Here is a 14,023-nt window from a genome sequence, read left to right as displayed (position 1 = left end):
GGGATGGAGCAGCTTGGTAGCTCGTCGGGCTCATAACCCGAAGGTCGTCGGTTCAAATCCGGCTCCCGCAACCAATTCACATCGCTCTTTTCATAATGCTGCGAAGCATGAACCCCTGAAAAATAATATTTTAATCCGCATCAGTCGATGTCGGACGATTTCGTTTGTGTTTTAAACATGAGACGACTTGTCTGAGCAGCGAATATTCTGGTATTCGGAGTGCTTTCTGCTTATTAATTAACAGAGTTATCCACATGTCTTGTTCTGTGGATAAGTTGGTTGATAAAGTGTTTTCAGCTTGGATTTTATGGGCTAGAAAGAAAGATCTTTTCTTTATGCAAAAGCCATGAAAGTTTTTCTTTATTGCATAAGTGTATGTTTTTTAGAGGAAAACTTTGTTTTATTGCGGATCGGGTGCGTTAAATCAGGATCATTATTTTGTGTTTTTTTGATCCTAATCATTTCTTCAGGTTGTGTTTAACTTTTTTCTCTTCCCTGAAATCTTGCAATTCTCTAATTTTTTTCCACATTACAGAATTGAGAACAAGGTCATAAATTGATCATGTAAAAAGAGTTTTCAATCTCTTGCATATGAGCTACGCGTTATGCGTCTCTCGGAAGGCCTTTTTCGACGATTCTAATTAAACGCTTCTTCTTCGTCTCGATAGAGTCTGATTCAGCGGTAGGAATTTGGCTGAGTTGTTGTCCTAGAGCCCAATTAATATGTTCATCCAGTAACTCACTTTCACCACGACGGGCCTCTAGAGCGTCAATCGTTCTTTGGCTGTATTCTGTATTACCAAGTGCGACAGAAATATTACGCAGCCATTGCAAGTGTCCAATGCGACGAATCGCAGAACCTTCCATTTGTTTTAGGAAAGTTGGTTCATCCCAATTAAACATGGTGACGAGATCTGGGTCTTCAAAACTGTCGCGGCGATGGAAGTCTTCTTGCTCGGTTATGTCTGCGTATCGATTCCAAGGGCAAACGAGTTGGCAGTCATCACACCCGTAGATGCGATTTCCCATTGGCTTGCGGAACTCTTCAGGAATAACACCATCAAATTCGATAGTGAGATACGAGATACATCGTCTAGCATCCACGACTTTTTCATCGACGATTGCTTGTGTCGGACATGATGTGATGCACGCTTTACACTTGTCACATTGGTCAACACTTGGTTCGTCTACTGGTAATGGTAAGTCGATAAGTAACTCGCCAAGGAAAAACCAAGAGCCACAGTCCTTATCCAAGATGAGAGAGTGCTTGCCCGTCCAGCCTAACCCGGCTTTTTGAGCCAGTGGGCGTTCAAGGATAGGGGCTGAGTCGACAAAGGGGCGATAGCCATATTGGCCGACTTCTTGCTCAATAAGTTTGCCAAGCTTATTAAGCTGCTTTCTCACCAACTTGTGATAATCACGGCCAAGTGCATAGCGACTGATGTATGCGTAGTTCTTATTTGCCAAATTGGAAGCAAACTTGGCTTCTGGTGGTAGGTAATCCATGCGCACGCTGATGACGCGTACTGTTCCCGGCAGAAGTTCATTTGGCCTGGCGCGCATCATGCCGTGACGAGCCATCCAGTCCATAGAGCCATGATAGCCAGCATCAAGCCACTTTTGCAGAGCGGCCTCATGTTCACTAAGATCAACATCGCAGATACCGACTTTCTGGAAGCCGAGCTCTTTACCCCAAACTTTGATTTGTTGAGCGAGTTGTTCGTAGTTCATGTTTTATCACCGAGATAAAAGGGGGCGGATCTTACCGGATCTTATGAATGGGCGCCACCAGAAAGTCTAGACAGAAAGTCGAGAAATAGGTTTTGAAACCAAGTCATCAAAAGTTGACGTAGGCATGAGTAATTTTGCTTATGCACTCAATAGAATCAGGTAATTAGGTTTTGTCTTTTTTGGTCATTTTTTCGCATATATGACATTTGAGAGCTTGTCTCTCAAAACCAACACAGTTTACTATTCCTGTTCTTTTGATTTTTATATAGTCAACGATCGTTAGTTAGAGAAACATCAATGAGCACGAAACAATTTAATCTTAAAGATGAGCATGAAACGGTAGCACTGGGCACCGCATTGGCTCAGCTTTGTTCTCAACAAACCACCATTTATTTGCATGGCGATCTGGGTGCAGGTAAAACAACCTTCAGTCGTGGTTTTGTCCGTGCTCTTGGTCATCAAGGAAATGTAAAAAGCCCGACCTATACTTTGGTTGAACCTTATCAATTGGATAAGTGGCAAGTTTACCATTTTGATCTTTACCGACTGGCTGATCCGGAAGAATTAGAATTCATGGGGATTCGCGATTACTTCACGGATGATGCGATTTGTTTGGTGGAATGGCCAGAAAAAGGGCAAGGAATGCTGCCACAGCCGGATCTTGATGTGGATATTCGCTACCAGGGCGAGCAGCGCGTAGCCGAATTAACGGCGAACAATAAATATGGTGTGCAGTTACTCAGTCGATTGGAGCTATGTTGAGTCTTTCAAAATTTAGAGTAGTGGCGGCATTTGTCGCCACTTTTCTCCTTATCATCCCCAATTTAGCATTTGCTAACGTCGTAAAAAGTTTCCGAGTTTGGCCTTCACCTGATGAGACTCGTGTCGTCATCGACCTGAATGCGGAAGCTGACTATTCCTATTTCTCTTTATCTAGCCCGGATCGCTTAGTGGTGGATCTCAAAAACACCTCTATGCAAGCTAAGTTACCTGTTACGGTAACCGACAGTCCTGTGTTAAAGCGCGTTCGTAAGAGTTCGCCGCCGAACAAAGGCACATTCCGTTTGGTGTTCGAGCTGAAGAAGAATGTGAAAGCGGAGCTATTCACGCTTAAACCAACACCTGCTGGACAATATGGCCACCGTTTAGTGATCGATTTGCCGCATGGTGCAAAGAAATCCACACCAGCAACCAGTGCGACTAAACCGAGTAAGCCTACGACACCGAGCAAAGACATGAGCACGGTGCAACGTGCACAAGAAATTCTTATTGTGATTGACCCAGGCCACGGTGGCGAAGACCCAGGCTCGATTGGACCATCACGCCGTAAATACGAAAAAGACGCGGTACTGAGCATTTCTCGCAAGCTTTCTGCTCAATTAAATGCAGTACCGGGGATCAAAACACGAATGACGCGCAGCGGTGACTACTTTGTTAACCTTAACCGACGCGTTGCAATTGCTCGTGAGAACAATGCACACTTATTGATTTCAATCCACGCTGATGCGTTTACTTCACCAAAGCCGCGCGGTGGTTCGGTGTTCGTGTTGAACACGCGTCGTGCAAACACTGAAATTTCACGTTGGGTCGAAAACCACGAGAGACAATCTGAATTGCTCGGCGGATCGGGTACGGCGTTTGTGAGTAATTCAAATGACCGCAACGTCAACCAAACCTTATTAGATCTTCAGTTCAGCCATTCGCAGAAGGAAGGCTATAAATTAGCGACAAACATTCTAGGTGAGATGGGCAAAGTGGCTCGTCTACACAACTCGAAACCAATCAATACCAGCTTGGCAGTTTTGCGCTCTCCGCAGATTCCGTCTGTGTTGGTTGAAACGGGCTTTATCTCAAACCCAACGGAAGAGAAGCTGCTGTTCCAGCGCTCTCACCAAGACAAGTTAGCGCGAGCGATCACTAAAGCGGTAGTGCAATACCTGAAAGATAACCCGCCAGAAGGTACGGTGTTCTCGTCTTCTTCTAAGCCTTCGGTTCACACAGTGAAGCGTGGTGAGTCGTTGTCTGTGATTGCTCAGAAATACGGTACGTCGACCAAAGCAATCATGAGCGCGAACAAGCTTAAATCAAGCGGTTTGGCGGTTGGTCAGAAGTTGAAAATTCCTGGTACTGGCGCTGCTTCTGTTTCTGTACCGAATACCCCAAATACCGTTGAGACCGAGACGATCACACATACTGTTAAGTCTGGTGAGTTCCTCGGTAAGATCGCTAGCCATTACAAGGTGAAGATTGCGGATATTCGTCGCGAGAACAATCTGAAATCAGACACAGTTTGGGTTGGTCAGGAATTGAAGATCACGGTCGCAGTGAAGGACAAACCAATCCGCAAGCACAAGGTTGCTCGTGGTGAATACCTAGGTAAGATTGCATCGAAATACGGCGTGAGTGTTTCCAGCATCCGCAAAGCGAATAACCTGCGTTCTGATGAACTCGCCGTGGGACAGGTGCTGATCATTCCAAATAAATAAGTGAGCTTATAACTCATCATGACCATTAAGATTTTGCCTGCTCGGCTGGCAAACCAAATCGCGGCAGGGGAAGTGGTTGAAAGGCCCGCCTCTGTCGTGAAAGAACTGGTAGAAAACAGTCTCGACTCTGGTGCCACTCGAATTGATATTGATATCGAGAAAGGGGGCGCCAAGCTGATTCGCGTGCGCGATAACGGCAAAGGGATTGTGAAAGATGAGTTAGGTCTGGCGTTGAGTCGTCATGCCACCTCTAAGATCCACACATTGGACGATCTTGAAGCCATCATGAGTTTGGGTTTCCGTGGTGAGGCGCTAGCGAGTATCAGTTCGGTATCGCGCTTGACCATGACTTCTCGCCCGGCAGCGCAAGAGCAAGCGTGGAGTGCCTACTCGGAAGGGCGTGACATGAAGGTTAAACTCCAGCCGACGGCACACCCAATTGGTACGTCGGTTGAAGTGCTCGATTTGTTTTTTAACACTCCCGCTCGCCGTAAATTCCTCCGTACCGAGAAAACTGAATTTGCTCATATCGATGAATTATTGAAGCGCATTGCATTGAGCCGCTTTGATGTCACTATCAACGTGCGTCATAACGGCAAAATGATTCGCCAATACCGTGCGGCAAAGAATCAGCTTCAGACCGAAAAGCGTATTGCTGCAGTATGTGGTAATGCCTTTGTGCGTAATATGCTACGTATCGAATTGGAGCATCAAGGTCTTAAGCTGCATGGCTGGATTACCACGCCAGAAGGGGCGAGACAGCAGAGTGACTTACAATACTGCTACGTGAATGGTCGCATGATGCGTGACAAGTTGATCAACCACGCGATTCGCCAAAGTTACGAAACCAGCTTAAAGCCGGATCAATTCGCCGCGTATGTATTGTTTATTGAGCTCGACCCGCACCAGGTGGACGTTAACGTGCACCCTGCTAAGCATGAAGTGCGTTTCCATCAAGCCCGCTTAGTGCATGACTTTATCTATCAAGCTTTGGCAGACGCGCTTGCGCAAAGCTCAGTGATAGATAAACCACACGTAAACGAATCTGCATTCCACCATGCAGATCCTGCCCAGCCGATAGAACCATTTGAGGCGATGATGTCTGCTCCTGAAGCAGCAAGTTTGCCGGAGCCAGTAAGTAAACCGGAGCAGGCCAGTTCATCTGTGCCAGAACGTGTATATCAAGCGATTGATAACACTCCGGCTTATCCAGGGCGTTCAGACTATGAATCGAAACCTCGCGATAGGGCGTCAAGTGATGCTTCTGTGCGAGAAGCACGTCCGGCAGATTCTTTCAGACGAACAGATTGGGTTGAATCAAAACCTGCGCCTAAACCAAGTTCTAACAGAGAGCAACGTCATGCTGAGTCTGCGCCAAGTAAACAAGAAGTGCGCGCTTATCATGAATTGCTTCAAACGCCAGATTTTGAGCCTCAAAAAGAAGCTCCAAAAGCGTCAGTTAGCATATCGGCAGAAGCTGCTTTACCGCCAGTTACAGCATTAAGTAAAGCGCTGGCTGTGGTGGACGAGCAGTTTGTCTTGATGAGCAGCGATAGTGGTGCAGCTTTGGTCGCGTTGCCAAGAGCGGAATTTTATCGGACCAAAGGTCAGCTCACACCAAGTGACGGATCGTTAAAAGCTCAGCCACTGTTGGTTCCATTATCCGTTAAGTTAGAGCCAGAATTAGTTGAGCTTGCGCGCGATTATCAGCAAGATTTTGCGCAGTTGGGCATTCAACTGAAAGCTCGAAATGACAAAGCTTTAATGGTCATGGGCGTACCATCACCACTGCGTCAACAAAACTTACAAAATTTGATACCAGATCTGTTATCTTACGCGCAAACTCGCGTGAGAGGAGAGGTGGCAACGGTTCAGCTGCTATCAGAGCTGATAGATTGGCTTGCTTTGCAGGTCACTACTGTTAAGAGCCACTATACTCTTTCCGAAGCCATTCAAATTATTGCGGAACTTGAACAGCTAAGACATGGTCAATTGCCATTAGAAGATACAAAATTTGTGTCTGCTGTTGATTTCTCTGCCACGATTGCCAAATTAAGACCATGACAGACAAACTACCTTTGGCGCTATTTCTAATGGGGCCAACCGCATCAGGTAAAACAGAGCTAGCGATTCGACTTCGCCAGAGATACCCAGTTGAGATCATCAGCGTGGACTCGGCGTTAATCTACAAAGACATGAATATCGGCACGGCAAAGCCAGATGAGCGCGAGCTTAGCTTAGCGCCACATCGTCTTATCGATATTCTTGATCCAAGTGAATCATACTCTGCGGCGGACTTCCGTCGTGATGCACTACAGGCAATGGATGACATTGTTGCAGAAGGAAAAATTCCGCTACTAGTTGGCGGAACCATGTTGTATTACAAAGCCTTACTTGAAGGCTTATCACCACTTCCTGCTGCAAATCCTGAAATTCGTCAGCAAATTGAGCAAGAGGCATTGACTAAAGGTTGGTCGGTGTTGCACGATGAGCTGAAAGAGATTGATCCTGTGTCAGCTGCGAGAATCCATCCTAATGATCCTCAACGTTTATCTAGGGCATTGGAAGTATTCCGCATTTCAGGTAAAACTCTTACTGAGTTGACTCAAACAAAAGGCGACAGCTTGCCTTACCGAGTCAAACAGTTTGCAATAGCTCCCAAGGACAGGGCAGAACTTCACCGTCGAATTGAACTACGTTTCGATAAGATGATGGAAGCGGGTTTTGAAGAGGAAATGAAAGCGTTGTATGCGCGCAAAGATCTTCACCCTGATCTTCCTTCTATCCGTTGCGTCGGCTACAGACAGATGTGGGAGTACTTAGATGGGGACTGCACACGCGACGAAGCCGTTTTTCGTGGCATATGTGCAACTCGTCAATTGGCCAAGCGTCAAATCACCTGGTTACGCAGCTGGAATGATTTAACTTGGTTGGATAGCGATAACATTGAACAGGCACTTGAAACCATGTCAGAAGCAATAGCATCTGATTGAGATAGCTGTGTATAATGTGATCGTTTTTGCGTGAACGCACTCTCAAAGGATCTGTTATTGGCGGTTTTTATACTATGCTGCTAATTACTTAGAGTGCATTTTTGATTCGTTTAGCTCAGATGCAAAAAGCAGTACCTTTTGCATTGCACCACTAGCTAAATAATTACAACTACAAATTAAATAAGGAAAATAAAATGGCTAAGGGGCAATCTCTACAAGACCCATTCCTAAATGCGCTACGTCGTGAGCGTATCCCGGTATCTATCTACCTTGTGAACGGTATCAAACTGCAAGGTCAGATCGAATCTTTCGATCAGTTCGTGATCCTATTGAAGAACACTGTTAACCAAATGGTGTACAAGCACGCAATCTCTACCGTTGTTCCGGCTCGTCCAGTGAGCCACCACAGTGGTGATCGTCCTCAAGGTGACCGTCCACAAGAGAAATCTGAAGATTAATTCTTCATTTAGTATTGCTAAAATAAGGAGTTGATTGCTTGTTTGACCGTTATGAATCCGGTGAGCGAGCCGTACTTGTTCATATCAACTTCACGCAAGAAGGTGAATGGGAAGACTTGGCTGAATTCGAAATGCTGGTATCTTCCGCTGGGGTAGAGGCGCTGCAAGTTGTGACTGGCAGTCGTCAATCCCCACACCCGAAATACTATGTCGGAGAGGGTAAGGCGCAAGAAATTGCTACTGCGGTACAATTAACTGGTGCTGAAATTGTGATTTTTAATCACTCCCTCTCTCCTGCCCAAGAACGTAACCTCGAAGCACTGTGCAAATGTCGAGTCCTCGACCGCACCGGTCTCATCCTCGATATCTTTGCTCAACGAGCACGAACACACGAAGGTAAGCTGCAAGTCGAGCTAGCCCAACTTCGTCATATTTCTACTCGTTTAATTCGCGGTTGGACGCACCTTGAAAGGCAGAAAGGCGGCATCGGTCTACGTGGGCCAGGTGAAACCCAGTTAGAAACCGACCGTCGTTTATTGCGTGACAGAATTAAAGCTATCCTTCGTCGTCTTGAAAAAGTCGCGAAGCAGCGTGAACAAGGGCGTCGTGCCCGAAACCGAGCTGAAATCCCAACGGTTTCTCTCGTGGGCTACACCAACGCGGGTAAGTCTACACTCTTCAACCGTATTACAGAAGCTGGCGTTTACGCGGCAGATCAACTGTTTGCTACTCTTGACCCAACTTTACGTAAGATAGAGTTAGCAGATGTAGGGCCTGCAATACTTGCAGATACCGTTGGTTTTATCCGACACCTACCTCACGATTTGGTTGCAGCCTTCAAAGCGACCTTGCAGGAAACGCAAGAAGCTGACATTTTGTTACATGTTGTTGATGCCAGTGACGAGCGTTTTCGTGAGAATATTCAAGCTGTTCATGAAGTCTTAGAAGAGATCGACGCACATGAAGTGCCGACACTCGTAGTAATGAACAAGATTGACAATCTAGAAGAACAGAAACCACGTATAGAACGTGATGAGGAAGGCGTGCCTCGTACGGTCTGGGTTTCCGCGATGGACGGATTAGGCATTGATCTTCTGTTTGACGCGCTGACCGAGCGTTTAGCGTCGCAAATGGTTGAGCATCAGTTGCGAATTCCTCCACAGTATCAAGGACGATTCCGTAGTACATTCTTCCAAATGAAGTGTATTCAACGTGAGGAATATGATCAGGAAGGTAACTTGTTGATCAATATTCGAATGCAACAGGTAGATTGGTCTAGACTTGAAAAAAGAGAAGGGGCAGTTTTAGTCGACTTTATAGTCACTTAAAGGACTGCTACAGTATAACGTCATATCAAATGATGGAGCTTTCTAATGGCGTGGAATGAGCCTGGAAATAACAACGGCAACAATGGCCGCGATAATGACCCTTGGGGTAATAATAATCGTGGTGGCCAGCGTCCTGGTGGCCGAGATCAAGGTCCGCCAGATTTAGATGAAGTGTTCAGCAAACTGAGTCAAAAGCTGGGGGGCAAATTTGGTAAAAAAGGCGGCGGCGGTGGTTCACCTATCGGCGGTGGCGGTAGTGCGATTGGCTTTGGTGTCATTGCAGTTATCGCGATTGCGGTGTGGTTCTTCGCTGGCTTTTACACCATCGGTGAAGCAGAGCGCGGTGTCGTGCTGCGTTTAGGTAAATACGACCGTATCGTGGACCCAGGTCTGAACTGGCGTCCTCGTTTTATCGACGAATACGAAGCGGTTAACGTGCAAGCGATTCGTTCGCTACGTGCATCAGGTCTAATGCTGACTAAAGATGAAAACGTAGTAACGGTAGCGATGGACGTTCAATATCGTGTTGCTGACCCATACAAATATCTATATCGCGTAACCAATGCGGATGACAGCTTGCGTCAAGCAACGGATTCTGCGTTACGTGCGGTAATTGGTGACTCACTGATGGATAGCATCCTAACAAGTGGTCGTCAGCAAATCCGTCAAACGACACAAGAAACGCTGAACCAAATCATCGATAGCTACGATATGGGCATCGTGATTGTTGACGTGAACTTTCAGTCTGCGCGTCCGCCAGAGCAAGTGAAAGATGCGTTTGATGATGCAATCGCAGCACGTGAGGATGAAGAGCGTTTCATCCGTGAAGCAGAAGCTTACAAGAACGAAATCTTGCCTAAAGCAACTGGTCGTGCAGAGCGTTTGAAGAAAGAAGCGCAAGGTTACAACGAGCGTGTAACTAACGAAGCACTTGGTCAAGTAGCTCAGTTTGAAAAACTACTACCTGAATACCAAGCGGCACCGGGTGTAACTCGTGACCGTCTGTACCTAGACACTATGGAAGAGGTTTACTCAAGCACATCGAAAGTGCTGATTGACTCTGAATCTAGCGGCAACCTTCTTTACCTTCCAATTGATAAATTGGCTGGTAAAGATGGTCAAACAGACACTAAACGTAAATCGAAATCGACTTCAACGTACGATCATATCCAATTGGAATCTGAGCGTTCGCAAGAAGACACTTCGAACACGCAGTCTCGTTCAACTGGTACACGTCAAGGGAGATACTAAGAATGCGTAAGTTAATGATCCCTGTACTGGTCATCGCACTGGCATTAATGCTGATGTCACTGTTTGTGATTCCTGAAGGTGAACGCGGTATTGTGGTTCGATTCGGTCGTGTCTTAAAAGACAATAACGACATCACTCGAATTTACGAGCCGGGTTTGCATTTTAAAATGCCGCTGTTCGATCGTGTTAAAAAACTGGACGCACGTATCCAAACAATGGATGGCCGTGCTGACCGTTTCGTAACGTCTGAGAAAAAAGACGTAATCATCGATACCTACGCGAAGTGGCGTATTGAAGATTTCGGTCGTTACTATCTAGCGACTGGTGGCGGTAACACGCTGACAGCTGAAGCACTTTTAGAGCGTAAAGTAACTGACGTTTTACGTTCAGAAATTGGTTCGCGTGAAATCAAGCAGATTATTTCAGGGCCACGTAAGAAGAGCCAAGATTTGGTCGGCGAAGTTGAAGGTGAACTAACGACTGAAGCCGCTCTTAAAGCTCTCGAAATTGATGGTGAACGTGATGTGATTATGTCTGAAGTTCTCAGCGATACGCGAGAAAGTGCGATGAAAGACCTTGGTGTTAGGGTTGTTGATTTTCGTATTAAGAAAATCAACCTACCTGATGAAATCAGTGAGTCGATTTACCGTCGTATGCGTGCAGAACGTGAGTCAGTAGCGCGTAAGTTCCGCTCTCAAGGTCGTGAGAAAGCAGAAGTCATCCGTGCACAAGCTGAGCTTGAAGTGGCAACGATTCTTGCAGAAGCAGACAAAACAGCTCGTGTAACACGAGGTGCAGCAGATGCAGAAGCGGCGAAGATCTACGCAGATGCGTACAATAAAGATCCTGAGTTCTTCAGCTTCCTACGCTCTCTAAAGGCTTACGAGAAATCGTTCAGCTCTAAGAGTGACATCCTTGTTCTGGATCCGAAGAGTGAATTCTTCCAATACATGAACAATGCGAAAGGCGCAGAAGCGAAATAAGCTCAGCGTTCAAGCAAATTGAAAAGGCTCCGTGATGGAGCCTTTTTTGTATCTCTATTTTGCACCTATCGGTGTGTGCTAAACAGACTTGAGATAGGATTCAGAAGTGCGATTAACTCATCATGATAGCGATGACAGCACCGGCCACTACTAAGCAGCCACCAATGCGACGTAAATGGTTATCAGGTTGTTCACTCAACTGAGCCACCATGTTACGCCAGCCATTTGGGGCGACCAACGGCCCAATACCTTCAACAATCAATACTAGCCCTATCGCTAGCCAAATAGACTCAGACATCATGATTCCTAGTTGAGTTATGAAAAGTAAATATTATCAGTGATGTAGTGATTTCGAAATGAACAAGGTTGGCGAGTTTGCATTCTAGTATCAACTCTGTGAACAAAAAATGACTGCAAGAAGAGTGATTCGGTGCTAGAATCCATTTTTAACTAGCAATCAGACTTGGAAAGATGGGAAATAACGTAGTCGTCCTAGGCACCCAATGGGGTGACGAAGGTAAAGGTAAAATTGTAGACCTTTTAACTGAAGATGCAAAATACGTGGTACGCTACCAAGGCGGTCACAATGCAGGTCACACACTTGTAATTGACGGTGAAAAAACCGTTCTTCACTTAATTCCATCAGGTATCCTTCGCGATAACGTAAAATGTGTTATCGGTAATGGCGTTGTACTATCGCCTGAAGCACTTCTGAAAGAAATGAAGCCTCTTGAAGAGCGCGGTATCCCAGTACGTGAGCGTCTTTTCGTTTCTGAAGCTTGTCCTCTAATTCTTCCGTACCATATCGCTATCGACAACGCGCGTGAAATCGCTCGTGGCGCGAAAGCTATTGGTACAACGGGTCGTGGTATCGGTCCAGCATACGAAGATAAAGTTGCTCGTCGCGGTCTACGCGTTGGTGACCTTTTCGATAAAGAAATGTTCGCTGAGAAACTGAAAGAAGTAATGGAATTCCATAACTTCCAACTAGAGCACTTCTACAAAGCTGACACAGTAAGCTACGATGAAGTTCTTGAGCAGTGCATGGGTTACGCAGATCTACTAACTTCAATGGTTATGGACGTAACTGACGAACTAGACGCAGCACGTAAGCGCGGCGACAAGATCATGTTCGAAGGTGCTCAAGGTACGCTACTAGATATCGACCACGGTACTTACCCGTACGTAACTTCTTCTAACACGACTGCTGGTGGTGTTGCTGCAGGTTCTGGTTTTGGTCCTCGTCACATCGGTTACATCCTTGGTATCACTAAGGCGTACTGTACTCGCGTTGGTTCAGGTCCATTCCCTACAGAACTATACGACGGTCTAGATAAGCAAGATCCAGTTGGTAAACACCTAGGTGATGTTGGCCACGAGTTTGGTGCAACGACTGGTCGTCTACGTCGTACAGGTTGGTTTGATGCAGTAGCAATGCGTCGTGCAATCCAAATCAACTCTCTAACGGGTATGTGTCTAACTAAACTAGACGTTCTTGATGGTCTTAAAGAGATCAAGATCTGTACTGGTTACAAGATGAAAGATGGCGCTATCCTAGAAGTTTCTCCAATGGCTGCTGAGTCATTCGAAGAGGCAACGCCAATCTACGAAACAATGCCTGGTTGGTCTGAGACAACATTTGGTGCTAAATCAATCGATGCGCTTCCACAAGCTGCTCTTGATTACATCAAACGTATCGAAGAACTAACAGGTGTTCCAGTAGACATCATTTCTACAGGTCCTGACCGTAACGAAACAATCATCAAGGTTCACCCATACGGTGCTTAATTCCTGATTGTTCAGACAGTTGTAAAAGCCAGCGTTTATCGCTGGCTTTTTTGTATCTGTGAGTTAGGTTCATTACTGAAAAATGCGACTCACTGTGGCAAATATTTGCCGTTAAGCTTAAGTAGGAGGCAAAAATTGCCTAAAGCTTAACTGACCTTTGCCGATAAGGTTATTAAGCAGAGGAGATCCTTGGCTAATCTTTGGTTTCTTAGATACCTTAAAGAGTACATTTATGAAGTTACGAACAGTGGCTGCTTCACTGTTATTGATGCTGAGTGCGACATCGGCTAAGGCAAATGTTGCCGATGTAGGGGCGCCTGTCCCCATCTACACCGAAGCAGAGCTTATAAAGCTTATTGAGCAGAATAAGCACCTAGAGCGCGTGCGCGCTGATAACTGCCAGTTGGTAGAAGATATCGTGGCACGTGCGACGCGCATTAACTTGCCGTCTTATGAATTCCTTTATGGCGATATGTTGGCGTGGGGCGTGTGTGTAGAACAAGATGTAGAACTCGGTCTTTACTACATGGAAAACGCAGCTCACCAAGGTTTGCCAGCTGCACTAGAGCAGCTAGGTCGCTATTACTCTCGCGGTACTTTAGTCCAACAAGATAAAGAACGTGCAATCCCATACCTGCGAGAAGCGGCGGCAATGGGCAATCTAAATGCGCGTATTCATCTTGCTGAGCTACTGTTGCGTGATTATGGCAGTCCGCTCGACTACGAAGATGCTTACCGTTGGCTGTACAACTCGGTGACTGCCGACCAAAGAAAACACAAGCGTATTGCGATGCTGAGAAACGGTCTTGAGCAACGCATGCCGCAAAACATTATTGCGCGTGCTAAGCGCCGCGACACCTTCTGGTAGATGTACTCTTAAAATACCAGTAACTTCATAAAGCTCTGCCAATACATACAACAAAGCCCACATTATGTGGGCTTTGTTGTTTTTCCCGAAGCGTAATCGTGAGTGATTAAACGACTTTGTGTGTAAGCGCTCCATAA

Annotated in this window: 12 protein-coding genes; 10 read left to right on the top strand and 2 right to left on the bottom strand. The window is 46.1% G+C overall.

The annotated features are described in order from the left end of the window. Nucleotides 1–603: 603 nt before the first annotated feature. Entirely contained in the window at nt 604–1,731 is a 1,128-nt protein-coding gene (queG, locus tag KIV40_RS18880) for a tRNA epoxyqueuosine(34) reductase QueG (protein WP_012126477.1), read from the bottom strand. Nucleotides 1,732–2,028: 297 nt separating this feature from the next. Between queG and tsaE the strand changes: the two genes are divergently transcribed. The 8 genes from tsaE (at nt 2,029) to hflC (ending at nt 11,230) form a co-directional block, all read left to right on the top strand. Continuing rightward, a complete protein-coding gene (tsaE, locus tag KIV40_RS18875) occupies nt 2,029–2,493 on the top strand; it encodes a tRNA (adenosine(37)-N6)-threonylcarbamoyltransferase complex ATPase subunit type 1 TsaE (RefSeq protein ID WP_285350736.1) in 465 nt (154 codons plus the stop codon). Continuing rightward, nucleotides 2,487–4,217, top strand: coding sequence for an N-acetylmuramoyl-L-alanine amidase (locus tag KIV40_RS18870; RefSeq protein ID WP_285350734.1), 1,731 nt, complete (start codon nt 2,487–2,489; stop codon nt 4,215–4,217). Before tsaE ends, KIV40_RS18870 begins: the two co-directional genes overlap by 7 nt. 18 nt (nt 4,218–4,235) lie before the next feature. Further along, nucleotides 4,236–6,281: a DNA mismatch repair endonuclease MutL gene (gene mutL / locus KIV40_RS18865; protein WP_285350733.1), complete on the top strand. Its 2,046-nt coding sequence runs from the start codon at nt 4,236–4,238 to the stop codon at nt 6,279–6,281. After that, nucleotides 6,278–7,210 carry a tRNA (adenosine(37)-N6)-dimethylallyltransferase MiaA gene (miaA, locus tag KIV40_RS18860; RefSeq protein ID WP_005438326.1) on the top strand — a complete coding sequence of 311 codons (933 nt, stop codon included), beginning with the start codon at nt 6,278–6,280 and terminating at the stop codon, nt 7,208–7,210. Before mutL ends, miaA begins: the two co-directional genes overlap by 4 nt. A gap of 194 nt (nt 7,211–7,404) precedes the next feature. Further along, nucleotides 7,405–7,668 carry an RNA chaperone Hfq gene (gene hfq / locus KIV40_RS18855; RefSeq protein WP_005438329.1) on the top strand — a complete coding sequence of 88 codons (264 nt, stop codon included), beginning with the start codon at nt 7,405–7,407 and terminating at the stop codon, nt 7,666–7,668. Nucleotides 7,669–7,706: 38 nt separating this feature from the next. Further along, the gene (gene hflX / locus KIV40_RS18850) at nt 7,707–8,996 is read left to right on the top strand and encodes a ribosome rescue GTPase HflX (protein WP_005532170.1); all 1,290 of its coding nucleotides are present in this window, start codon (nt 7,707–7,709) and stop codon (nt 8,994–8,996) included. Between the two features lie 45 nt (nt 8,997–9,041). Continuing rightward, nucleotides 9,042–10,247, top strand: coding sequence for an FtsH protease activity modulator HflK (hflK, locus tag KIV40_RS18845; RefSeq protein WP_012126474.1), 1,206 nt, complete (start codon nt 9,042–9,044; stop codon nt 10,245–10,247). 2 nt (nt 10,248–10,249) lie between these two features. Beyond that, nucleotides 10,250–11,230 (top strand): protease modulator HflC, encoded by a 981-nt coding sequence (gene hflC / locus KIV40_RS18840; protein WP_005432778.1) that lies wholly within the window; start codon nt 10,250–10,252, stop codon nt 11,228–11,230. A 112-nt stretch (nt 11,231–11,342) separates the two neighbouring features. Here hflC and KIV40_RS18835 read toward each other — a convergent pair whose 3' ends face one another. Beyond that, nucleotides 11,343–11,528: a DUF2065 domain-containing protein gene (locus tag KIV40_RS18835; protein WP_005432777.1), complete on the bottom strand. Its 186-nt coding sequence runs from the start codon at nt 11,526–11,528 to the stop codon at nt 11,343–11,345. A 173-nt stretch (nt 11,529–11,701) separates the two neighbouring features. On the opposite strand from KIV40_RS18835, the gene KIV40_RS18830 reads away from it, so the two are divergent. Together KIV40_RS18830 and KIV40_RS18825 are read left to right on the top strand one after the other, a co-directional pair. Then, entirely contained in the window at nt 11,702–13,018 is a 1,317-nt protein-coding gene (locus KIV40_RS18830; RefSeq protein ID WP_005432780.1) for an adenylosuccinate synthase, read from the top strand. Between the two features lie 232 nt (nt 13,019–13,250). Then, complete coding sequence (locus KIV40_RS18825; RefSeq protein WP_012126472.1) at nt 13,251–13,886, top strand: tetratricopeptide repeat protein; 636 nt, start codon at nt 13,251–13,253, stop codon at nt 13,884–13,886. Nucleotides 13,887–14,023 lie beyond the last annotated feature (137 nt).

Source organism: Vibrio sp. D173a, assembly GCF_030248475.1.
This window is presented reverse-complemented; position numbering and strand designations above follow the sequence as displayed.